Below are 21,347 nucleotides of genomic sequence, written 5' to 3'. Positions count from 1 at the left end.
CATTCTCATGTTGCAGCCTATGAAATCTCTTCCCTCACTGACCCGCCGCCGCGTGCTTGGCCTTGCGCTGGGTGCCGTGGCCCTCACCTCGCGTCCAGCCTTTGCCCAAACCGCCCCGTTAGAGGTGGTCGCTACCACCGGCATGATTGCAGATGCGGCCCGCGTTGTGGGCGGTGACCGGGTTGCCGTGCGCGCCCTAATGGGACCGGGGATCGATCCGCATTCTTACCGTCAGACCCGCAGCGATATTGCCGCCCTCGCGCGTGCCGATCTGGTGCTCTGGCACGGTCTCTATCTCGAGGCGCAGATGGAGGAGTTTCTCCTCAAACTCGCGGCGCGGTCGCCGGTCGTTGCCGTTGGCGAGGCGGTGCCGGAGAGCGCGCGCATCGCGCATGAGGATTACGAAGGGCGTTATGATCCTCACGTCTGGATGGTGCCGGAATTATGGTCCGCAGTGGTGGACCGCATCGCCGAGGCGCTGAGTGCCGCAAGACCTGAGAGTGCGCCGCTCTTTGTTGCCAATGCCGCGCGCTACAAGGACGATTTGGCGCGGCTGGGCATCTATGCAAAGGATGTTTTGGCCTCGGTGCCTGAACCGGCGCGCGTGCTGGTCACGGCGCATGACGCCTTTGGCTATTTTGGCCGCGCCTATGGCTACCGCGTCGAGGGTATCCAGGGGCTGTCCACGGAATCCGAGGCCGGTCTCGCGCGTATCCGTGATCTCGTTGATCTGTTGGTCAGCCGTCAAATCAGGGCGGTGTTTGTCGAGAGCACCGTTTCGGATCGCAATATCCGCGCGCTGATCGAGGGAGCGGCGGCGCAGGGCCATGAGGTGATCGTCGGCGGCGAGCTTTTCTCGGATGCCATGGGCACGCCCGGCACCTACGAAGGTAGCTATCTTGGTATGATTGATCATAATGTGACCACCATTGCCATTGCCCTCGGCGGCAGCGCCCCGGCGCGGGGCATGGATGGAAACCTGTCAGTAGGGGGATGAGAATGCCATTGGAACTGGTCGGATCACGGCCCGCACCCGATACTGACAGCCCTCTGTCGATCCGGGGTCTGACAGTGTCCTATGGTGAAAAGCCTGCGGTTTTCTCCGTTGATGTCAGTTTTCGCCCCGGTCAGATGACAGCTATCGTCGGCCCGAATGGTGCGGGCAAATCGACGCTGCTCAAGGCGGCGCTCGGGATCATACGGCCATTGTCAGGGCAAGTCACAAGCCTCGGCCGCCCGCTTAATGATCAGCGCGCGCGGATTGCCTATGTTCCGCAGCGTGCCAGTGTGGATTGGGATTTTCCGGCCCGTGTGCTCGATGTGGTGATGATGGGTCTCACCCGTGAACTCGGCCTATTGGGTCGAGTGCGGGCCAGCCACCGCACCCGCGCGATGGCCTGTCTTGATCGCGTTGGCATGGCGGGCTTTGCCCATCGTCAGATCGGGCAGCTTTCGGGCGGGCAGCAACAGCGGGTGTTCCTCGCGCGGGCCTTGGCGCAAGAGGCGGATTTGTATCTCTTGGACGAGCCCTTTGCCGGGGTCGATGCGGCCACGGAAAAGGCAATCATCGCGGTGCTGCAAGAGCTTCGGGCCGAGGGCAAGACGGTGATTGCCGTGCATCACGATCTGGCCACGGTGGCAGATTATTTCGACCGCGTGTTTCTCATCAACACCACCGCAATTGCCGAAGGACCGGTGACCGAGGTGTTTACCCCGGACCATTTGCAAACCGCCTATGGCGGTCGGCTGGCGCTCGCGCAAATGGGTGGCGCGGCGGCGGGCTGAGCATGCTTTGGGACGCGCTCACCCTGCAACTGGGATACAACGCCACGCTGGTCACGCTGGGGGCCATGATGCTGGGCGTGGGCGCAGGGGCCACAGGCACCTATCTCTATCTGGGCAAGCGTGCGCTGGTGTCGGATGCCATCAGCCATGCCACTCTGCCTGGCGTCGTTCTGGGATTCATGCTGATGGTAGCGCTCGGCGGCGAAGGTCGGTTTCTGCCCGGCCTCATGCTGGGGGCGGCGCTGTCGGCGGGGCTTGGCCTACTCGCCGTCACATGGCTGACAACGCACACGCGCTTGCATGAAGATGCAGCGATTGGCGCGGTCCTGTCGGTATTCTTCGGCTTCGGCGTTGTCCTGCTGACAGTGGTGCAGGTAATGGATGCCGGGCGTCAGGCAGGGCTTGAGACCTTTCTTCTCGGGGCCACGGCGGGGATGCTGCGCGATGAGGCGCTGACCATTGCCTTGGGTGGCGCTGCGGTGCTCGCGCTGGTGCGTCTCTTGCATCGGCCCATGATCCTCGTGGCTTTTGACCCCGAATATGCGGTGGGGCAGGGGATGCGGCTGGCACGTGTCGACCTGGCGATGATGGGGTTGGCATTGGCCATCACCGTGACGGGACTCAAGGTGGTGGGCCTCGTGCTCATCGTGGCGCTCTTGATCATTCCGCCGGTGGCGGCGAGGTTCTGGTCCGAACGTGCAGGTAATGTGGTGGTCATTGCAGGGATCATTGGCGGGCTGGCGGGCTATCTTGGGGCCGCGGTTTCTGCAACGGCGCCGGACCTGCCCACCGGACCGCTCATTGTGTTGGCGGCCTTTGCGCTGTTCGTGCTGTCGCTCTTGGTGGCACCGGGGCGTGGCGTGCTTGCGGCGTCGGTACGGCATATGCGGTTTCAGCGGCGAGTGCATCTGCGGCAAGGATTGTTGGCGCTGGGGGCCGGGCAGCCGGTTTATGAACCGTTGACCTTGCGCCTGATGCGCCGGGCCGGGCTGGCGCGGGCGGATGGGGTTGCGACCGAGGCAGGGCGCGCCATGGCGGCACGCGCGCGCCTGGACGAGCGGCGTTGGCAAATCCTGCGCTCGGACCCGGCGTTCGAGGCGGCAGCGGCACGCTATGACGGGCTGACACCCTTGGAAGAGGTGCTGACAGGCGATCAGATTGCAGCCCTTGACCGGGGGCTTGGGCCAGAGGGGGCGGTGTGATGGGACAGGATTTTGTTATGCTGTCGCTCACGCCGCTGCTGATTGGCATTGCGGCGGCGGTGGCCTGTGCGCTGCCGGGGAACTTCCTGCTTTTGCGGCGGCAGGCGCTGATCGGCGATGCGATCAGCCATGTGGTGTTGCCGGGGATCGTGGCCGGGTTCCTTGTCACCGGGATGGTTGCCACCGGACCGATGATGTTGGGGGCGGCCGCGGCGGCGCTGGTGGCTGTCATCCTGATCGAGACAATCCGCCGCTTGGGCCGGATCGAGCCGGGGGCGGCGATGGGCGTGGTCTTTACCGCCATGTTTGCGGGCGGTGTGCTGCTCTTGGAACAAAGCGCTGCGTCCGGCGTGCATCTCGATGTGCAACACGCCCTCTACGGCAATCTCGAAAGCCTGATCTGGCTGGATGGTTACGGCTGGGGGGCGCTGACTGATCCGGCGGCCTTGGCTGGACTGCCGCCCGAATTGGGGCGCATGGGTGCTGTACTGGCCTTCACCGCTCTCTTCGTTGCGCTGCTTTGGCGGCCGTTCGTGATGGCCACCTTTGACGAGGGGTTCGCCCGCGCCATGGGCATCCCCACAGCCATTTTAGGGTTGGCATTGGTGGCAGTGGCGGCTGTGTCGGCGGTGGCTGCCTTTGACGCGGTGGGTTCGATCATCGTGATCGCGATGTTCATATGCCCGCCCGCAAGTGCGCGGCTGATGACGGACCGCTTGGGGCGTCAGGTGGCGTGGAGCGTTGTTTTTGCCACGCTGTCGGCGGTCTTGGGCTATGTCCTGGCGGGTTATGGTCCGCTCTGGCTGGGCTATGACAATGCAGTCAGCGCGGCCGGCATGATCGCCACGGTCTCGGGCGTGATCCTTGGGGCCGCGGCACTATGGGGCCCACAGAGGCAGAGCGTTAGCGGCGCAGGCGCCACGCCGCAATTATCAAGCCCGGTAGAATAGCCGCACAGCGCGCATAGCGCGGCAGCATCCGACGCGGGCTTGAGAGCGCGCGCCACAGCCATTCAAGTGCCAGACGTCGCATCCAAAGAGGTGCACGCGGCTGTACCCCTGCGATGAAATCGAGCCCGGCCCCGATGCTGGCAAAGCCCATTTGCGGGAGAGCGGTGTGGGCGCGCGCGGCGAAAATCTCTTGCCTGGGCGCGCCAAGCGCCAAAAGGCAGAGCCCCGCGCCAGAGGCGCGCAGCGCGGCGATCACCTCGGCCCCCTGTTGGCCCGCCGGATCGAACCCCATGGGCGGCGCGATCCGCGCGGCGATCACCAGCCCCGGCACGTGGGCGCAGAGACCCTCGCCTGCGGCGCGCAGGGCATCTTCGGTGCTCCCCACAAGGGCCACGCTGACCCCCGCCTCGGCCGCCAGGCGTGCAATTGGCACCACCATATCTGCCCCTGGCACCAGCCCCACCGGACGCCGGGCAATCCGCGATAGCCACACCACCGGATTGCCATCCGCAACCACCAGATCATGCTGCATATAGGCCGCCAGAAACGCAGAATCGTGACGCAACTTTACCAGATGATCGAGATTGAGCGTTGCCAAAGCAAAGCCGCGCCGATCCTGCAACCGCTCGGTGAGGACCGACAGCAAGCGCGAAGCGTCTCGGGGCGAAATGCGTATCACCTGATCCTGAATACGAAATTCCACCCGATCCCCCTGCAACAGTCGCGGACTTTGATGCTATATCAAACCCAGCCCATGGTAACACTAGGGCGAAATTATGCGACTTTCGCGGCGACGCGGCGCTTGGCTGTGACCGTGTCGCATCAGAGGTGTTCAAAGGCTTGAAACCGTAGGGAAATGGTCAGATTCTCGCCATGATCCTGTGATTATCCAGAGGACGAGACACAGGGGCAATGATGCAGGCAGAGGGCAAAGAGAACAGCAGCCGAGAGGCAAGGCTGGGGCGCGTGGCGCTGGTGGGTTGCGGATTCGTGGCCGATCTCTACATGCGGTCGCTCGCGGCCCATCCCGAGATTGCCGTGATCGCAGTCCACGACCATGACCCGGCGCGACTGGCTGCCTTTGCGGCGCATTGGGGCGTTGTGGCGGAACCGACGCTTGCGGCGCTTTTGGCGCGGCTTGGTCCCGACGATGTCGTGCTGAACCTGACCAACCCCTCGGCGCATTATGCCGTGAGCCGCGCCTGTCTGGAGGCAGGGCATCATGTGTGGTGTGAAAAGCCCCTGACGCTGGAGCGGTCGCAGGCCTGCGCCCTGCATGATCTGGCAGAGGCGCGTGGGCTGATGTTGGCCTCGGCGCCTTCATCTGTGTTGGGCGAGGCGGCGCAGGTGCTGATCGGCGCGGTGCGGCGCGGGGTGGCGGGCACGCCGCGGCTGATCTATGCCGAGATGGACGACGGGTTCATCCCCCAAGCCCCCTACGCCAAATGGCAGAGCGAGAGCGGAGCACCGTGGCCTCATGCCGATGAATTCGCGGTTGGCTGCACGCTGGAGCATGCGGGCTATGTGCTAAGCTGGCTCATCGCCATGTTCGGCAGCGTGACGCGGGTGGTGTCGGCCTCTGCCGAGGTTATCCCGGACAAACCCGGTGACGCGCACGCGCCCGATGTTTCGGTTTCCACGCTGCATTTCGAGACAGGTCCGATGGCGCGGCTCACCTGCTCGATTGTGGCCTCCCATGATCACCGCCTGCGGGTTTTTGGGGACAAGGGCGTTTTGCAGGTGCGCGAGGTGTGGAACAATGCAGCCGCTGTGCGATTTCACCGCCGTTTCACGCTGCGGCGCAGGTTGATCGAGCATCCATTTGGGCGGCGCATCCGCGCGCGAGGTCCCTCTCATCCCAAGGTGGGGCGGTGGGGGGCGGCGTCGATGAACTTCGCGCTTGGTCCAGCCGAGATGTTGGCGGCTCTGGCCGAAGGGCGCGCCTGTCGGTTGACCAACGCCATGGCGCTGCACCTGACCGAGGTGACGCTTGCCCTTCAGGGCCCCAGTGGCGTGGTGGAGATCGAGAGCCGCTGTGCCCCGATGGAGGTGGCAACATGGGCCTGAACCTACTTGTAACCGGAGCCGGTGGGTTTCTGGGCCGCGCCGTGGTTGCAGAAGCCCGCGCGCGAGGGCACACGGTACGCCAAGTGACGCGCGCCGAAGTCGATCTGGCAACAGGGGACCTTAGCGGGTTTCTGGACGGGATAGAGTGCGTGATCCATCTGGCGGGCTCTCTTTCCGGGGATTGGGCCGTGCAGTCGCGCGATACGCTCAGCGCCACGCGGTGCCTCATTGCCGCCATGCAGGCGCAGCCCCTTCCGCCACGTCTGGTGCTGGCCAGCTCCATTGCCGTCTATAGCGCCGATGCATCGGGCGTTGTCACCGAGGCCACGCCGCTCGAGGATCGACCGGAGCGGCGCGATGCCTATGCCCGCGCCAAGCTGGCACAGGAAGACTTGATGCGTGACAGCGGCCTTCGCCATACGATCCTGCGTCCCGGTGCGATCCTTGGGCCGGATCGGGTGATGACTGTGCATCTGGGGCCGATGATCGGCCGCACGCTTATCCTGATGGAGCGGGGGGGCGAGGTGCCTGTGGTGTCGCTCAGAGATTGCGCGCGCGCCTTTGTTCTGGGTGCAGAGGCATCGGGCGAGGGGCGGGCACTGAATATTCTCGGGGCGGATCGGCCTTCGCGGGCGCGATACGTCGCGGCGCTGCGGCGCACAGGCTGGCCCCGCCATGTGCTGCCGCTCAACTGGCGCCTGCTTGTTCCCCTGGCATGGTTTCTCTCACCCCTTGGCGCGCGCGTGCCGGGCCTCTTGCGCCCTGCCGTCCTGCGCGCACGGATGCGACCGGTTCGCTATGACATCACGGCGGCGGAGTTGGCGCTTGGATGGGTGCCGCAGGATGATTTCGACACCGCCCTGGCGCGGGCGCAGGAGGGGGCGACATGAGCCTGCGCATCGCGTATCTGACTGGCGAGTATCCTCGCGCCACCGATACCTTCATCCAGCGCGAGGTGGCGGCCTTGCGCGCGCAGGGGCTCATGGTCGAAACCTGTTCGATCCGCCGCACCGGGGCCGAACATCACACCGGACCCGAACAGCGGGCTGAGGCGGCAGGCACGTTTCACGTGTTGGAAACCGCCCGCTCGCCCCGCCGCCTGATCGCGGCGCATCTGGCGGCATGGCGCAGGCCGGGGGCGTGGCTGCGCGCCTTGCGTCTGGCGTGGCGCACCAGCCCCGGGGGCATCAAGGCGACGCTATACCAGTTCATCTATCTTGCCGAGGCTGCCGTTCTGGCGCAGCATCTGCGCGCCCGTGGCCTGACGCATCTGCACAACCACATCGCCAAATCGAGCTGCACGGTGGCGATGCTCATGTCCGAAATGTCAGGCATTCCCTATAGCTTCACGCTGCACGGGCCGGATATCTTTTACGAACCCTATCGCTGGCGATTGGATGAAAAGATTGCCCGCGCGCGCTTTGTCGCCTGTATCAGCCATTTCGCCCGCTCGCAGGCGATGGCCTTTTCCGACCCCCGGCATTGGCACAAGTTGCATATCGTGCATTGCGGGGTTGATCCCGCGCGCTATGACCACCCCGCCACGCCTGCACCAGCGCAATTGCTCTTTGTGGGCCGTCTGGCGGCAGTCAAAGGCGTGCCGATGCTCTTTGACGTCCTGCGTGACCTGAGCCCGGATCATCCCGCGCTGCACCTGACGCTGGTGGGCGACGGGCCAGAGCGCGCGTCACTGGAGCGGCGTGCCCGCGAAATGGTCCTAACGTCGCGTATCACCTTTGCAGGTTACAAATCTCAGGCCGAGGTGGCGGACCTGCTGCGCACGGCGACGGCTCTTGTCCTGCCCAGCTTTGCCGAAGGCGTGCCGGTCGTTCTGATGGAAGCGATGGCGGCGCGGGTGCCGGTCGTGACAACGCGTATCGCGGGCGTGCCGGAACTGGTCGAGGACGGTGTGAGTGGTCTCTTGGTGCCCCCCGGTGATGTCCATGCCCTCCAAGCGGCAATTGGGCGCTTGCTGTACGATAAGCACCTGTGCCGAGACGTGGGCGAGGCGGGACGGCTGCGGGTTGAGGCCGAGTTCGCCTCGGATCACGAGGCGGCATGGCTTGCCGCGCTCTTTGCAGGCTACTCCGCGGGTGTTCCGCCTAAATCCCTCCGACCAAAGGCCACCACATGACCCTGCGCATTGCGGTTGTTCTGATCGGGCGGAATGAGGGTGCGCGTCTCGTCGCAAGCCTGGCCTCGCTCAACGGGCAGGGGCTGCGGGTGGTCTATGTCGATAGCGGCTCGACCGACGGCAGCGTGGCGGCGGCGCGGGCGGCAGGGGCCGAGGTGGTGGAGTTGGACACATCCACACCCTTTACCGCCGCGCGCGCGCGCAACGCGGGTTTTGCCGCACTGGCCCCGCACTGGCCCGACGCGGTGCAATTCATCGACGGTGATTGCATCGTGGTGCCAGACTGGATCGACCGGGCGGCGGCGGCGCTGATGGCGGATGATGGAATCGGCCTTGTGACCGGCTGGCGCTCGGAAATTCACCCCGAGGCGTCGGTCTACAATGCGCTGTGCGATCATGAGTGGCACCGACCGGCAGGAGAAATTACCGCGTGTGGCGGCGACATGATGGTTCGCGTTGCAGCCTATCAAGAGGTCGGCGGCTTTGACGGGTCAATTATCGCCGCCGAGGATGACGAGTTGTGTCAACGGCTGCGCAAGGCAGGGTGGCGCCTGATCCGGTTGCCGCATCCGATGACCCGGCACGATGCCGCGATGCGAACTTTTGGGCAATGGTGGCGGCGCGCGGTCCGGACGGGGCATGGGTTTGCGCAAGTTGGGGATATGCACCCCGGCTACTTCGCGCGAGAGAGGGCGCGAGTCTGGGTCTATGGTCTGGTCCTGCCTCTGTTGGCTTTCGCGGGGCTCTTCTGGTTTCCGCTTTTGGTGGCTGTGGTGGCTGCCTACGCGATGTCCTATGTCAAGACGGCGCAGGGATTGCGCAAGTCTGGAATGGCCACACGGGCGGCGCTGCATCAGGCGGTCTTTCTCAGCCTGTCCAAATTTCCAAACCTGATTGGCATGCTCACCTATCGCTTGCGCAAGCGGCGGGGTGCGGCAATGCGGATCATCGAATATAAGTGAGCAATTTTCATGGTGGATAAACGGATCAACGTGGGTCTCATCGGTGCGGGCTATATCGCGGGCTGGCACGCGGGGGCGTTAAAGCTGACGCCGGGTGCGCGTTTGTCGGCGGTTTGCGATCTGTCGGCCTCGGCCGCCGATGGGTTGGCGGCGGCGCATGGAGCACAGGCGTTCTCCGCGCTCGACGATATGATCGCGAGCGGAACGGTCGAGGCGGTGCATATCCTGACGCCCCCAGATAGCCACGCGGTTTTGGCACGCAAATGTTTGGCGGCGGGGCTGCATGTGTTGGTGGAAAAGCCGGTGGCCCTCTCGGGGGACGAAACCGCCGGAATTGCCAATGTGGCGCGGGCGGCGGATCGCCATTTTGCCGCCGGTCACAATTTCCTCGGGCTGCCCAGCTATCAACGGCTCAAGCAGCAGATTGCGCGGGGTGACTTGGGCCGTATTTCGAGCGCCGAGATGACATGGGCCTTGCCCCTCGCCCCATTGCGTTCTGGTCCCTATGGCCTCTGGCTTTTGCGTGAGCCGCGCAACCTGTTATTGGAGCTTGGACCGCATCTTTTTGCCTTTGCCCATGACCTCTTTGGTCCTGTCACAGTGACCGGGCTCTATCTGGGCAAGCCGGTGGCGCTGCCGGGTGCGGGGACGCGGCCGCAAAGCTGGCGGATCACCGCAGAGGCGGGCGGCGTCGATATCGCATTCAACATGCAATTGGTCGAGAGCGTCGATGACCGCTCTGTTACGTTGCGCGGGTCCTCGGGGCTGGCACGGCTGGATTATGCCGCCGATGTGCTGAGCGTCAGCCATGAGAACACCGCTGATCTAGTCCTCAACCCTTTTCTGCGCCAAATGGGCGGGGCATGGGGGCATTTGCGCGACGGCATCGGCAATGCCGCGCGGCAAATTGGATCGCTGAACAGAAAATCGCCCTATGCCCTTGGCTTTGCTGGCACATTCGAGGCGTTTTATGGTGCCATCCGCGACGGCAAGCCGCTGGATACGCGGTTTGACGGGGCGGCCGCAGAGGGGGTGATGCGTGCGATTGACGCGGCGATTGCCCTTATGCCCGATCAGGGCCGCGAGACTTGGACCCCGCCCAAGCCCCGGCGCAGGCCAAATCCCACCGCCCTTGTCATCGGAGGCACCGGTTTTCTGGGTCGTGACCTCACGCGCAGGCTCGTTGCGCGGGGACAGGATGTGCGCGTTCTTTCGCGCGGGGCGCATGGCCCGTTTGACGACCTGCCCGAGAGCATCGAGACCTGCGCAGTCAGCTTGCGTGATGAGGAAGGGCTCCGCCATGCGATGCAAGGCATAGAGGTTGTTTACAACCTTGCCCGTGCTTTGGGCACCACATGGGAGGATTGTCTGGAAAACGATGTGGCCGTGTCCGACCGCATTGCGCGGGCAGCACAGGCGGCTGGGGTCAAGCGTTTTGTCTATACCGGGACGATTGCGTCTTATGACATGTCCAACCCGCAAACGGTGATCACTGAATCGACGCCCTTCGCGCAGGATATGACCGACCGCAATCTCTACGCCCGCTCCAAGGCGGAATGCGAGCGGCGGCTGTGGGAGATGGCGCGTGATCATGGCCTGCCGCTGACCATCGCGCGGCCCGGCATCGTGGTCGGACAGGGAGGGCCGTTGCAGCATTGGGGCATCGGGCGATGGCATGGGGCGGGGGCGGTACGTCTTTGGGGGACAGGGGATAACCCGCTGCCCTTCGTGCTGATCGGGGATGTCTCCGACGGGCTTATCCGCATGGGCGAGAGCGGGGCCGCGCCGGGCCAATCCTTCAACCTTGTAGGCGATGTGCCCCTGACGGCGCGCAGTTACTTCAACGCGATCCATATGCGGCTTGGAGCGCGAATTCGCGTGAGTTCCGGTAATCTCACGGCAATGTGTGCGGCGGATGCGGTCAAATCCGTGCTCAAGACCCATGCCCTCCGCCGCTCCGGCGTGATCCGCGCCTCGCTACGGGATTGGCAGTCGCGGGCGCATTACGCTCAGTTCGACAATACCAAACCCAAGGCCTTGTTGGGCTGGACGCCGGTGTCGAACCGTGAGGAATTCCTGCAAGAGGCCGTGGATCGCGCCGGGTTGCTTGGCTTTTGAGATATGAATCGGCGGCATACAATCCCTAAGTTTTGGTCGCATTGTTGCCGGAATTGCCGGGCATATCTGTGCCAACAGGCAGGAGACCTTGCAATGGCAGGACAGGCCACCCCCGGCAAACCCACAGGCACGCGCCCTGGCGCGGGGCTGTGTCATGGGGTGCTGTCATGACCCTCAAACGCCATGAAGAATACATGCGCCGCCGCGCTGCCCGCCGGGCCGAAATGGAGGCCGAGGCGGACGATGAGGTGCCGCAGGTTGTCGATACGCCCGAGCCTGAAGCGCCTGCGCAAGACGAGATTGCGCAAGAGGAAACGGCGCTTGCCGCCCCTCCCGAATCGTTAGAGCTTTCCGAGCCCGAGCCCGAGCCCGAGCCCGAGCCCGAGCCCGAGCCCGAGCCCGAGCCCGAGCCGCTGCTCTGGCCTGCGCTGCGCCGGGTCGTGCTTGACCCCAAACATCTGGCCAAGCATCGCCTCATTTCCGCCACGCGTGAGGACCCTGCGCATGTGGCGTTCGATGTGCTGCGCACCAAGCTCTTGGCAGCGCTGCGCACCCATGGCTGGCACCGCGTGGCGATCACTTCGCCCACGCCCGATTGCGGTAAATCCTTTGTTGCGGCCAATCTCGCGATCAGCCTGTCACGGCAATCGAGCGTGCGCTCCGTGCTGATGGATATGGACCTGCGCCGCCCGTCACTGGCGCATACTCTGGGGCAGCCCGACCCCGGTCGCATGGCCGGGTTTCTGAGCGGTGACATTCCGCTTCAGCGGTTCCTGACCTGCCCCGAGGAGAATGCGCTCAATATCGGTCAGACCCTGGCCATGGGCCTCAACGACCGGGCAGAACCCTATGCCGCAGAAATCCTGCACGCGCCCGAGACGGGCGAGGTGTTGCAGGATCTCTACCGCCGCCTTGCCCCGGATGTGGTGATTTTCGATATGCCGCCCGCGCTATATTACGACGATGTCCTTGGGTTCCGTCCGCAATTCGACGGGGTGTTGATCGTGGTGGGCGGCGGGCGCACGACCGCGCAGCATATCCGCGACGTCAAGGCGCGGTTCGGCACGGATACGCCGCTGTTGGGTGTGGTGATGAACCGGGCCGAGGGCGAGAGTATCGCCAAATACGGATACTGACGCGGATCGCCTGACGCGCGCGTCATCCGCCCCCTTGCGGATGGGCGCGGGCATAGACCTCCATCAGTCGCGCGGTATCGACGCCCGTATAGGCCTGCGTGGTCGAGAGCGACGCATGACCCAGAAGCTCCTGAATGGCGCGCAAGTCGCCGCCTGCGTTTAAAAGATGCGTGGCAAAGCTGTGGCGCATGGCATGGGGCGTTGCCGTCGCGGGCAGGCCAAGCTGTGCGCGGGTCTTTTCCATCACCTTCTGGATCAGACGCGGACTGAGCGCACCGCCGCGTGCCCCTAGGAAAAGCGGACTGTTGCGGGATATGTCATAGGGGCAAAGACGGACATAGTGCGCCACTGCTGCGCGGGCCGGTTCGATCACAGGCACCAGCCGTTCCTTGCCGCCCTTGCCGATGATGCGCAACGCCGGACCTAGCGGAAGATCGGCGCCAGTCAGGCTGAGCGCCTCGGAAATGCGCAGCCCGCACCCATAGAGCAGGGTGACGACCGCTTGATCCCGCGCGGCGATCCAGGGCGTGAGGCTCTGTGCGTCGAGCGTTTCGATCATCTCAGATGCCGCCTCGGGAGAGAGGGGGCGGGGCAGTTTGCGCTGGAATTTGGGTGAGCGGGTAGAGAGGACTGCGGTCGGCTCGAACTCTTCGCGCTCCGACAGCCAGCGGTAGAAACTCTTGACCGCCGAGAGTTTGCGCGCGAGCGATCGGGGGCCGACATCGTCGCCTCGGGTATGGGCCATCCAAGCGCGCATGTCAGAGGTGGTGATACGAGACAGCGCGCCCAAACCCTGTGTCTCGCCGTAGTGTTGCGTGATGAAGCGGAGGAAATCGCCGACATCGCGGGCGTAGGCGTCGATCGTGTTCGCGGCGGCCCCCTTGAGCGCCTTTTGCGTGGCCAGCCACGCCGACAGGGCGTCGCGGGCGGCCTCTGAAATCATGACAGCCAGCGGCGCATGGTGCGCTCGAAGACTCCTGCGAAAAAGGCCAAAAGATCAGTCCCCTGTTGCGGGCTGAACTGATGCGGGTCTTCGGCCCCCATGGCCAGCATGCCCGGCAGGCGGTCCGCGCCAAAATCGAGCAAAAGACAGGCCTCGGAGCGTAGATAGGGCGCCTCGCGGCCATAGACACGCATATCGCCTTCGTCGATCTGGCGCAGGGTTACTTGGCGGGCAGGCACGTCGCGCGTGCCGGTGAGATAGGATTTGATGAAACCGGGCTCCGCGACCGAGAGCACATCGCCCAGGCGGCGCACGGCCGGATCACTATCGTTCTGCACTGATTCAAGCACCAATCGCACGGCATCCACCCGCAGGATATGCGCCACCTCGCCCCCCAGATCCCGCAGGAAGGCCTCAAACTCGATGGGATCGAGCATGCGCAAAATCGCACGATGCACCTGATTGGTGCCTGCAAGGTTTTCATAGGCCGCCGCGATCACCGAGCGATGCGTGTCCTCGAGCCGGTCCAGACGCGCCTCGAGCCGGTCCATCGCAATGCCGCGCAGGTCCACGATATTCCCGCCCATCGCCCGCTCGTTGGCCGCGATCAGCGCGCGCATCAGGTCCTGATCTTCAAGGATCAGATCGGGTTGCGCGATGATATGTTCGCGCAGCGCATCGTTCATTTCGGGCTTGCTGCTCATTCCGACCTCTTTCGGGTTTGCGGCACCTTAGCAGATGCAAAAATATTATGCCGCAAGAAAATGCAGCAGTGCGGTCAGTGGATCGCTCTCGCGGTAAAGAGCACTTGGCCACGGGGCAAGCGCATCGGGCTGCGTGTCGCGCTCCAGCCCGTTACACGGGCCATGTGGTCAACATCCTGCGGCAGAACGTGATAGGGGGGGCGGATGTCGTGGGTGACGACACCGTCTGGCTGCCGATAGGCGGTCGCGGATTCGGTGGCGTCCGAGACTAGGAAAACGGTAAAGAAAAACACCTCGAGTTGGTCGAAGCGGCGCAGGTTAATGAGCGCGCGGCGCAAATACGCCATAGGCAGATGCGGAAAGACCGCAAAGGCGATGGCATGGGTGATGCACCCCGGCACAGCGGGATAGTCGAACCGCGCATCCTCGATCAGGTGATCGGGGTTGAGGCGGGCAGGCTCATTCAGTTCTGCCGCATGTCCTGCAAGCATCAGCGCGCGCGAAGCATCCGTGGCCCAGTAATGCCCCGGTTCAAGGTAAGAAACCGCCTTGCATCCCAACCGCAACGACCCCGCGCCGATGTCCAGCAGGTGATGATGCGGCAAGAGGCCTGCATCGCGCAGAAGGGTCATCTGCACTCGACCGGTTTCATCCCACCGCCCGCCCACGACGTCACGGTGCCGTCCGGCGGCGATCGCCTCGGCGTGAAAGCCGTCCACGTCATAGGGGTTTTGCGGGGGTTTCATCTGGGCAAAGCCCCACCGCGCCGCGCCTTTCGCCATTGCAAGATGAGAATGGGCGACCAGAGCAAGAGACCGATTGCCATGGTCGAGAGCCCCGGCGCGATGAAGAGGAGCGAGGTCAGCCCCACCGCCCATCGCTCCCACCTGCGCATCGGTGCCAGCAGATAGCCTGAGAACGCGGCGCCCAGCCCGCCGATGCCCAGCATCGCGCCTGTGAGCGTGATGGTGAAGGCTGACCATGTGAACCCGTCCGTCACCAGCAGGAGGGCCGGGGAATACACAAAGACGAAGGGCACCAACGCCTTGGCAATCCCGAGGCGAAAGGCGGTGTTGCCGGTGCGAAACGGATTGGCCCCGGCGATGCCCGCTGCCGCATAGGCCGCAAGCGCGACGGGGGGCGTGATGTCAGCCAGAACGCCGTAATAAAAGACGAAGAAATGCGCCACCAACGGCTCGACCTGCAAATGGGCAAGAGCAGGGGCTGCGACCGCGACAAGGATGATATAGGTCGCGGTCGTAGGAATACCTGCGCCCATGATGATGCAGGATACCGCAATCAGCACGAGCGAGACGAAGAGCGCCCATTGTTGCAGGGTGAAATAACTCAGGAGCCATATTTCGCTGAGCATGCCGCCCATGTCGGTCGCGGTCTGCACCACCACATAGCCCAGGCGAAAGCCCACCCCGGTCAGGGTGACAACGCCCACGACCACGCCCACCGTCGCGGCAGCGGCCCCCACCGCGAGTGTGTTGCGCGCGCCGTCCGCCAAGGCCTGCCATAGGTCGCCCAGAGTGAGGCGGTTGACCGGGTTGAGAAAACCGACGACCACACAAGCGATGATGCCGTAGACGGCGGCGAAATCGGGGGTCTTGCCGCTGAGGATGAGGTAGACGAGGATGCCAAGCGGAATGATCGACAGCCAGTGCTGCCGCAAGACAAGCCCCGCGCGTGGCAGTTCATCCGCCCGGAGGCCGCGCAGGCCCAGCTTGCGCGCCTCCAAATGCACCATGATGAAGATGCCAAAATAATGCAGCATGGCCGGGAACAGCGCCGCCGCCAGAATGTCGCGCAGCGGGATTTCCAGATATTCCACCATGATAAAGGCTGCAGCGCCCAAAATGGGCGGTGTGATCTGGCCACCGGTCGAAGATGTCGCCTCGACCGCGCCGGCGAAATGCGGCGGATAGCCGACTCGTTTCATCGCCGGGATGGTGAGCGCGCCGGTGGTCACGGTATTGGCGATGGAGGAGCCCGAGATGGTCCCCATGAAGGCTGAGGAGAAGATCGCGACCTTGGCCGGGCCGCCTGCGTAGCGGCCCGCGATGACCATGGCGAGGTCGATGAACAACTGGCCCAGACCGATGCGGGTGGCCAATACACCAAAGAGGATAAATAGAAACACATATTGCGCCATGACGCCGATGGCGATGCCGTAGATGCCTTGGTTGGTCATATAGAGATGGTTGATCAACCCGCCCCAACTGGCCCCGCCGTGTTTCAAGGCGCCGGGGGCGTAGGGGCCAAAAATGGCAAAGGCCACGAAGATTAGGGCAATGATCGGCAGCGTAGGGCCTACCGAGCGTCGTGTCGCTTCGAGCGTCAGCACAAAGAGCGCCGTGCCCATCAGCACGTCGAGTTCCGAAGGGTTGCCGACCCGGACCGAGAGCGCCGCAGGAGGCAGCAGAGGCAGATACATCGCGGCCGCCACCGCCATGATGGCAAAGACAAGGTCGAGAATGGGCACACCGGAGAGCCGAAACCAAGCTGACGCTGGCAGCGTGGTGCTGGTGCTGCGCCGCCATGAAAAGAGCAGGAAGACGAGGCCCAGAACAAAAGAGAGGTGAATTCCCCGATGCAGTAGTTCGCGCACAAGGCCAAAGCCCGAGGCGTAGAAATGATAGGCCGACATGGCGACAAGGCAGACCGAGACCAGCACAGCGATGCTGCGCCCAGTCGGACGAAAGGCCAGTTCGGGATCGTATTTCCGCTCGATCTCGTGCAGCTCTTCGGCGGTCAGTTCGGGATCGGCCATGGGGTTGTCCTGCGTAGAAAAGGGGAAAGAAAATCCCGGCCACCGGGGTGCGGCGGCCGGGATTGGGTGTCAGGCGGAACCGGTCACTTGATCAGCCCGGCCTCTTTGTAAAAGCGTTCGGCCCCGTCGTGGAGCGGCACGCCCACGCCACTCAGCGCCGTTTCAAGCGTGATCGTGGCACCCTTGGCATGGCCGACATCGAGCAGTTTGCGCGAGTTTTCGTTCCAGAGCGCCTTGGTGATCTCGTAGATCAGTTCGGCGTCCTCATCGGCGGAGGTGAACCACTGTGCGCCCACCGACACGGTTTCTGTGGCGCCAACCCCTTCGTAAACGCCTTCTGGGATCGCGCTTTGCGAGAAAAAGTTGTACTTCTCGGTCAGCGTCGCCGCGCCGTCGCCCGAGATGGGCACAAGCTTGATATCGGCGGCAGAGGCCAGTTCCACCAAGGAACCTGCCGGATAGCCCGCGACAACAAAGAAGGCGTCGATCTTGCCATTGCGCAGCGCTTCGGAGGCGGCATCGCCCTTGAGCGCCTCGGCGGTCACGTCATCGACCGAGAGGCCGTTTGCCTCGAGGATGAGCCCTGCATCGACATAGGTGCCCGAGCCCGGCTCATCGAGCGAGACGCGCTTGCCCGCCAGATCCTTTACGCTTTGGATACCGCTGTCGGCAAGAGCGACAAGGTGAATATGCTCGTCAAATAGCGCCGCAATGGTGCGAAGTTTCTCGGCGGGCGGCTGGCCTGCCATCGTGCCGGTGCCGGTATAGGCCCAATAGGCGACGTCAGATTGGGCAAAGCCCGAATTGCGCAGGCCCGACATGATCGCGTTGACGTTGTCCACCGATCCGCGCGACGACACGGCAGAAGCGATGAGGCCCGCGACGCCACAGCTTCCGCCCTCTTCGCAGGGGCGCGAGCCGGGCGGGTTTGAGATGGCGTTGGCGATGACCCCACCCACCGGATAGTAGGTATAGGCGGTGCCGCCGGTCCCGATGGTAAAGAATTTGAGGTCCTGCGCGAGCGCGCCCGTGGCCATTCCGACCACCAGCGCCGCTCCTACGATGAGGCCGCGTGCGCCCCTGACAAGCTGTTGCATCTGTTTCTCCCTGATTAGGCAAGGGCGCAGTCTTTCGAATGCCCCGCATTTTTGTCCAGCATCCCTGTGGGATACCCCTTCAGAGGCTATGCAAACCGCTCTGTCATGGCAAGGCCGTTACCGGCAGAGATCAAGCGCCGCGATGGCGCGCAGCATCGGGCCGAGCGCGCCGCGCAGCCGCGTGGTGCGGTTTGTGGCATGGTCCCGCGGGGCGTTTCCTGCATGCATGTGGCTTGCGCCAATTCGATCTGGATGGCGTGCCGCGTCTCTTGCGGGCGGCCTTAGTGCCGGGTGGTTCCAAGGCAGTTGCAGGCGCTGATGTGAGCAAACAACCCGCCTGACCCGCACGATCCGGCACCTTCACGCCGCACTCTTGCGATTGCCCGCCTTGGCCCTGGCGTGCTAGCGTGCCAGAAATAAAGGCAGGCAGCCCCCGGAACATGAAAAAGACGGCACTGACCAGATATCAGCGGCTTGAGGCGGCGGGCCTTTGGCGGGCCAATCCGGACGCGCAGCGGGTGGATGTAATCGTCTCTGTTGGCGAGGCGACGCTGACCATCACCGATATGCGCGAGCGGGTGCAGGCCCATTGGTCGATCGCGGCGGTGGCGCGGACCAATCCGGGGCAGAACCCCGCCATCTATCATCCCGATGGCGATCCCGGCGAGACGTTGGAACTGGCCGAGGACGAGGCCGAGATGATCGCGGCCATCGAGACGCTGCGCGGCGCTGTCGCGCGGCAACGGCCCAAGCCGGGACGGCTCAGGTTGTTTGGCATGCTTGCGAGTGTGGCGGCGGTCGCGGCGCTGGTGCTCTTTTGGTTGCCGGGGGCCGCGCGGCAACACGCGTTGGAGGTGGTGCCCATGGTCAAGCGCGCGGAGATTGGTCGCGCGCTGCTGGGGCATCTGCAACGGGTGACAGGGCCGGTCTGCGAGGGGCCGGGCGGTGCCACGGCGCTCGCGCAGTTGGCGCGCCGCCTGCCGTCGCGTGCGGGGAGCACGGCAGAGTTTCTGGTTGTGCGCGGCGGTATCGAAGGGGCCTTGCGTCTGCCCGGCGGGGCCGTGTTGATAAATACCGATCTGGTCGAGGATCACGACGAGCCGGATGTTGTGGCAGGGCATATCATCGCGGCCTATCTGCGCGCAGAGGCGCATGACCCTCTGTCCAAGCTTCTGGAAGAGGGCGGGCTGTCGGCGACGCTGCGATTGTTGGCAACCGGGCTCTTGCCCGACGACGTCTTGCGCGCCCATGCCGAGAGCCTGATGCGCGATCCGCCCGAGGCTGTGGCCCCAGAGACGATGTTGGCGGGGTTCGCCCATTGGCAGGTGCGCGCGCGGCCCTATGCCTATGCCGTCGACATCACCGGCGAAACCACTGTGGCATTGATCGAGGCCGATCCCTATGCCGACAAAGCCCCGCCGCCGCCCTTGCTCAGCGATGCCGATTGGCTGCGCCTTCAGGAGATTTGCGGCGGCTGATCCGTAAGGCCAGAATGAATGGTGTCCGGCTCAGGACAGCATGTCTTGCAGGCGCAAAAGCGCGATCCGCTCTACCTGTCGGCAGGCTTCGTCCAGTTCCGTGATGCTGCGGTTGGTCAGGCGGCGGGTAAAAGCGGCCTTGATCCCTGCCTTGTCGTGTTCCCGCACCGCGATGATGAAGGGAAAGCCATGACGCGCGGTGTAGGCGGCGTTGAGGTTCTCGAACGCCGCGCGCTCGGCATCGGTCAGCGCATCAAGCCCCGCGCTTGCCTGTTCATGGGTCGAGTCGGGCGTCAGCCGCCGCGCCTGTGCCAGTTTGCCCGCAAGGTCAGGATGGGCGCGCAGCACAGTTAAGCGCTCCGCCTCTGAAGCCGCGCGAAAGACACGGCAGAAGGCATCATGCAGGCCGGTGGCGCTGTCATGGACGGGGGTTATGCCGAGATCGAAGGCGCGTTCGGCCACCCATGGTGAATGTTCGAACACCCCACCAAAGCGGGCGACGAACCGGTTACGATCCATTTGCGAGGGGCGGTCTTGGGCCACGGGCAGGTCCTTGGTCAATGGGCTTGCTGCATTTCTGGGGTTGATCTTGGTCCAGTTCCGTAAGGAGATACAGAAAACACCCGTCATGTCACGCAAGGAGCCCCCGAAATGTCAGGCTATTTGACCACGCATGTACTGGATACCGCGCGCGGCTGTCCGGCGGCGGGGCTTTTGATCCGGCTGAGCCGGATCACGGAGGCAGGCCGCCTGTTGTTGCGTGAGATGCGCACCAATGCGGACGGGCGCACCGATACCCCCATTCTGCCCGAGGCAGAGTATGCGCCCGGCCTCTACGAGTTGTTGTTTCATGCAGGCGACTACTTGCATGCGGCGGGAGAAGACGCCGGCTTTCTCGACCTCATCCCAATCCGCTTCACCCTGTCGGAGGAGATGCATTACCATGTGCCGCTCTTGCTCTCGCCCTATGGCTACACGACCTATCGCGGAAGCTGAGGGACTGTATTCGCCCTTGCCCTTGGCGTGACAGGGGCCTAACACCAATACCCATGAAAATACTCTTTCTCGGTGATGTGATGGGGCGCGCGGGGCGTGCGGCGGTGGCGGAACGGCTTCCCAAGCTGCGCGAGGCGTGGAAGCTGGATTTTGTCGTGGTCAATGGCGAAAATGCCTCGGGTGGGATGGGCCTTACGGCGGCGCATGCCAAGGACCTGTTCGAGGCGGGGGCGGATTGCGTGACCTTGGGCGATCATGCCTTTGACCAAAAGGACATGATGCAGGCGGTCGAACGTGAGGGACGCCTGATCCGCCCGCTCAACTATGCCAAGGCTGCGCCGGGGCGCGGGAACCGGGTGTTTACCGACGGGCGTGGGCGCAAGGTGCTGGTGGCGCAGGTGCTGGGCAATGTGTTCATGCGCCGCGCCTATGATGACCCATTTTCAGCGATCGATGCGGTGTTGCGGGTTCATCCCCTTGGGGGCGCTGTGCAGGCGACGGTGGTCGACGTGCACTGCGAGGCGACCTCCGAGAAAATGGCGATGGGCCATTTCTGCGACGGGCGCGCCAGCCTTGTGGTGGGCACGCATACCCATATTCCCACGGCGGATGCCCAGATTCTGCCCGGTGGCACCGCGTTTCAGGGCGATGCGGGCATGTGCGGCGATTACCTGAGCGTGATCGGCATGGACAAGACCGAGCCGATGCGCCGCTTTGTCACCGGTATGACCAAGGATCGGTTTACCCCGGCCATGGGCGCGGTTACGGTTTCGGGTGTCTATATCGAGACCGACGATGCCACAGGGCGGGCCACGCGGATTGAAATGGTGCGCCAGGGTGGGCGCTTGGAACAGTCGGGGCCCTGAAGGGCGAGACGTGGCACAAACCCTGCGACAGGCGGTCGGCGCGGCGCATCCTTTCCCTTCTTTGCCGCAGTGGTGCACATGGCGCTTGCCGCCCCTCGACGGATCGGGGAAACTGGCGCGGGCCATGAAAGGG

19 protein-coding genes and 1 pseudogene are annotated in these 21,347 nt (G+C 64.1%); 13 read left to right on the top strand and 7 right to left on the bottom strand.

Features of this window, described 5'->3' with window-relative positions; genetic code table 11:
* Positions 1-19 precede the first annotated feature (19 nt).
* Genes ROSMUC_RS13850 through ROSMUC_RS13835 form a run of 4 tightly spaced genes read left to right on the top strand, consistent with a single transcriptional unit; the run spans position 20 to position 3,937 of the window.
* Complete coding sequence (locus ROSMUC_RS13850; RefSeq protein WP_037274295.1) at positions 20-997, top strand: metal ABC transporter solute-binding protein, Zn/Mn family; 978 nt, start codon at positions 20-22, stop codon at positions 995-997.
* Complete coding sequence (locus tag ROSMUC_RS13845) at positions 994-1,785, top strand: metal ABC transporter ATP-binding protein (RefSeq protein WP_037274292.1); 792 nt, start codon at positions 994-996, stop codon at positions 1,783-1,785. Before ROSMUC_RS13850 ends, ROSMUC_RS13845 begins: the two co-directional genes overlap by 4 nt.
* A 2-nt stretch (positions 1,786-1,787) precedes the next feature.
* Positions 1,788-2,987: a metal ABC transporter permease gene (locus ROSMUC_RS13840; RefSeq protein WP_037274290.1), complete on the top strand. Its 1,200-nt coding sequence runs from the start codon at positions 1,788-1,790 to the stop codon at positions 2,985-2,987.
* Positions 2,987-3,937 (top strand): metal ABC transporter permease, encoded by a 951-nt coding sequence (locus tag ROSMUC_RS13835; protein WP_206018456.1) that lies wholly within the window; start codon positions 2,987-2,989, stop codon positions 3,935-3,937. The genes ROSMUC_RS13840 and ROSMUC_RS13835 overlap by 1 nt, the downstream gene beginning before the upstream one ends.
* Here ROSMUC_RS13835 and ROSMUC_RS13830 read toward each other — a convergent pair.
* On the bottom strand, positions 3,891-4,640 hold the full coding sequence (locus ROSMUC_RS13830; protein WP_037274586.1) for a WecB/TagA/CpsF family glycosyltransferase: 750 nt from the start codon (positions 4,638-4,640) through the stop codon (positions 3,891-3,893). The genes ROSMUC_RS13835 and ROSMUC_RS13830 overlap by 47 nt on opposite strands.
* A gap of 209 nt (positions 4,641-4,849) precedes the next feature.
* On the opposite strand from ROSMUC_RS13830, the gene ROSMUC_RS13825 reads away from it, so the two are divergent.
* The 6 genes from ROSMUC_RS13825 to ROSMUC_RS13800 all read left to right on the top strand — a co-directional run bounded on the left by ROSMUC_RS13825 (position 4,850) and on the right by ROSMUC_RS13800 (position 12,354).
* A complete protein-coding gene (locus ROSMUC_RS13825; RefSeq protein WP_052115364.1) occupies positions 4,850-6,004 on the top strand; it encodes a Gfo/Idh/MocA family protein in 1,155 nt (384 codons plus the stop codon).
* Complete coding sequence (locus ROSMUC_RS13820; protein WP_037274285.1) at positions 5,995-6,894, top strand: NAD-dependent epimerase/dehydratase family protein; 900 nt, start codon at positions 5,995-5,997, stop codon at positions 6,892-6,894. The genes ROSMUC_RS13825 and ROSMUC_RS13820 overlap by 10 nt, the downstream gene beginning before the upstream one ends.
* Complete coding sequence (locus ROSMUC_RS13815) at positions 6,891-8,138, top strand: glycosyltransferase (RefSeq protein ID WP_037274282.1); 1,248 nt, start codon at positions 6,891-6,893, stop codon at positions 8,136-8,138. The genes ROSMUC_RS13820 and ROSMUC_RS13815 overlap by 4 nt, the downstream gene beginning before the upstream one ends.
* A complete protein-coding gene (locus tag ROSMUC_RS13810; protein ID WP_037274279.1) occupies positions 8,135-9,100 on the top strand; it encodes a glycosyltransferase family 2 protein in 966 nt (321 codons plus the stop codon). The genes ROSMUC_RS13815 and ROSMUC_RS13810 overlap by 4 nt, the downstream gene beginning before the upstream one ends.
* 9 nt (positions 9,101-9,109) lie before the next feature.
* Positions 9,110-11,218, top strand: coding sequence for an NAD-dependent epimerase/dehydratase family protein (locus ROSMUC_RS13805; RefSeq protein WP_037274276.1), 2,109 nt, complete (start codon positions 9,110-9,112; stop codon positions 11,216-11,218).
* Positions 11,219-11,385: 167 nt separating this feature from the next.
* A complete protein-coding gene (locus ROSMUC_RS13800; protein ID WP_052115363.1) occupies positions 11,386-12,354 on the top strand; it encodes a CpsD/CapB family tyrosine-protein kinase in 969 nt (322 codons plus the stop codon).
* Positions 12,355-12,376: 22 nt separating this feature from the next.
* Here the strand turns inward: ROSMUC_RS13800 and ROSMUC_RS13795 are convergent, their stop codons facing one another.
* From ROSMUC_RS13795 to ROSMUC_RS13775, 5 genes are all read right to left on the bottom strand, one after another.
* Positions 12,377-13,297 (bottom strand): tyrosine recombinase XerC, encoded by a 921-nt coding sequence (locus ROSMUC_RS13795; RefSeq protein ID WP_037274272.1) that lies wholly within the window; start codon positions 13,295-13,297, stop codon positions 12,377-12,379.
* A complete protein-coding gene (locus ROSMUC_RS13790) occupies positions 13,294-14,001 on the bottom strand; it encodes a DUF484 family protein (protein WP_037274269.1) in 708 nt (235 codons plus the stop codon). The genes ROSMUC_RS13795 and ROSMUC_RS13790 overlap by 4 nt, the downstream gene beginning before the upstream one ends.
* A gap of 74 nt (positions 14,002-14,075) precedes the next feature.
* Positions 14,076-14,747 (bottom strand): class I SAM-dependent methyltransferase, encoded by a 672-nt coding sequence (locus ROSMUC_RS13785; RefSeq protein ID WP_037274579.1) that lies wholly within the window; start codon positions 14,745-14,747, stop codon positions 14,076-14,078.
* Positions 14,744-16,777, bottom strand: a complete 2,034-nt coding sequence (locus ROSMUC_RS13780; RefSeq protein WP_037274266.1) for a TRAP transporter permease — start codon at positions 16,775-16,777, stop codon at positions 14,744-14,746. Before ROSMUC_RS13780 ends, ROSMUC_RS13785 begins: the two co-directional genes overlap by 4 nt.
* An 83-nt stretch (positions 16,778-16,860) precedes the next feature.
* On the bottom strand, positions 16,861-17,874 hold the full coding sequence (locus ROSMUC_RS13775; RefSeq protein ID WP_037274263.1) for a TAXI family TRAP transporter solute-binding subunit: 1,014 nt from the start codon (positions 17,872-17,874) through the stop codon (positions 16,861-16,863).
* Between the two features lie 440 nt (positions 17,875-18,314).
* Here ROSMUC_RS13775 and ROSMUC_RS13770 point away from each other — a divergent pair, with 440 nt between their 5' ends.
* Positions 18,315-19,352 carry a hypothetical protein gene (locus ROSMUC_RS13770; protein WP_037274260.1) on the top strand — a complete coding sequence of 346 codons (1,038 nt, stop codon included), beginning with the start codon at positions 18,315-18,317 and terminating at the stop codon, positions 19,350-19,352.
* A 30-nt stretch (positions 19,353-19,382) separates the two neighbouring features.
* On the opposite strand, the pseudogene uraD reads toward ROSMUC_RS13770, so the two are convergent.
* A pseudogene (uraD, locus tag ROSMUC_RS13765) lies at positions 19,383-19,886 on the bottom strand (2-oxo-4-hydroxy-4-carboxy-5-ureidoimidazoline decarboxylase); the annotation flags it as partial.
* A gap of 117 nt (positions 19,887-20,003) precedes the next feature.
* Between uraD and uraH the strand changes: the two are divergent.
* Together uraH and ROSMUC_RS13755 are read left to right on the top strand one after the other, a co-directional pair.
* The gene (gene uraH / locus ROSMUC_RS13760; protein WP_037274254.1) at positions 20,004-20,348 is read left to right on the top strand and encodes a hydroxyisourate hydrolase; all 345 of its coding nucleotides are present in this window, start codon (positions 20,004-20,006) and stop codon (positions 20,346-20,348) included.
* 53 nt (positions 20,349-20,401) lie between these two features.
* Positions 20,402-21,214, top strand: a complete 813-nt coding sequence (locus tag ROSMUC_RS13755; RefSeq protein ID WP_037274252.1) for a TIGR00282 family metallophosphoesterase — start codon at positions 20,402-20,404, stop codon at positions 21,212-21,214.
* The last annotated feature ends 133 nt before the right edge of the window (positions 21,215-21,347 follow it).

This window comes from Roseovarius mucosus DSM 17069 (assembly GCF_000768555.3).
In the GTDB taxonomy this organism is placed as follows: Bacteria; Pseudomonadota; Alphaproteobacteria; order Rhodobacterales; family Rhodobacteraceae; genus Roseovarius; species Roseovarius mucosus.
This window is presented reverse-complemented; position numbering and strand designations above follow the sequence as displayed.

Bases quoted from the DNA above. Each gene is read 5' to 3' on its own strand.
- ROSMUC_RS13850 (WP_037274295.1), top strand. From the start codon at position 20: ATGAAATCTCTTCCCTCACTGACCCGCCGCCGCGTGCTTGGCCTTGCG.
- ROSMUC_RS13845 (WP_037274292.1), top strand. From the start codon at position 994: ATGAGAATGCCATTGGAACTGGTCGGATCACGGCCCGCACCCGATACT.
- ROSMUC_RS13840 (WP_037274290.1), top strand. From the start codon at position 1,788: ATGCTTTGGGACGCGCTCACCCTGCAACTGGGATACAACGCCACGCTG.
- ROSMUC_RS13835 (WP_206018456.1), top strand. From the start codon at position 2,987: ATGGGACAGGATTTTGTTATGCTGTCGCTCACGCCGCTGCTGATTGGC.
- ROSMUC_RS13825 (WP_052115364.1), top strand. From the start codon at position 4,850: ATGATGCAGGCAGAGGGCAAAGAGAACAGCAGCCGAGAGGCAAGGCTG.
- ROSMUC_RS13820 (WP_037274285.1), top strand. From the start codon at position 5,995: ATGGGCCTGAACCTACTTGTAACCGGAGCCGGTGGGTTTCTGGGCCGC.
- ROSMUC_RS13815 (WP_037274282.1), top strand. From the start codon at position 6,891: ATGAGCCTGCGCATCGCGTATCTGACTGGCGAGTATCCTCGCGCCACC.
- ROSMUC_RS13810 (WP_037274279.1), top strand. From the start codon at position 8,135: ATGACCCTGCGCATTGCGGTTGTTCTGATCGGGCGGAATGAGGGTGCG.
- ROSMUC_RS13805 (WP_037274276.1), top strand. From the start codon at position 9,110: ATGGTGGATAAACGGATCAACGTGGGTCTCATCGGTGCGGGCTATATC.
- ROSMUC_RS13800 (WP_052115363.1), top strand. From the start codon at position 11,386: ATGACCCTCAAACGCCATGAAGAATACATGCGCCGCCGCGCTGCCCGC.
- ROSMUC_RS13795 (WP_037274272.1), bottom strand. From the start codon at position 13,297: ATGATTTCAGAGGCCGCCCGCGACGCCCTGTCGGCGTGGCTGGCCACG.
- ROSMUC_RS13790 (WP_037274269.1), bottom strand. From the start codon at position 14,001: ATGAGCAGCAAGCCCGAAATGAACGATGCGCTGCGCGAACATATCATC.
- ROSMUC_RS13785 (WP_037274579.1), bottom strand. From the start codon at position 14,747: ATGAAACCCCCGCAAAACCCCTATGACGTGGACGGCTTTCACGCCGAG.
- ROSMUC_RS13780 (WP_037274266.1), bottom strand. From the start codon at position 16,777: ATGGCCGATCCCGAACTGACCGCCGAAGAGCTGCACGAGATCGAGCGG.
- ROSMUC_RS13775 (WP_037274263.1), bottom strand. From the start codon at position 17,874: ATGCAACAGCTTGTCAGGGGCGCACGCGGCCTCATCGTAGGAGCGGCG.
- ROSMUC_RS13770 (WP_037274260.1), top strand. From the start codon at position 18,315: ATGAAAAAGACGGCACTGACCAGATATCAGCGGCTTGAGGCGGCGGGC.
- uraH (WP_037274254.1), top strand. From the start codon at position 20,004: ATGTCAGGCTATTTGACCACGCATGTACTGGATACCGCGCGCGGCTGT.
- ROSMUC_RS13755 (WP_037274252.1), top strand. From the start codon at position 20,402: ATGAAAATACTCTTTCTCGGTGATGTGATGGGGCGCGCGGGGCGTGCG.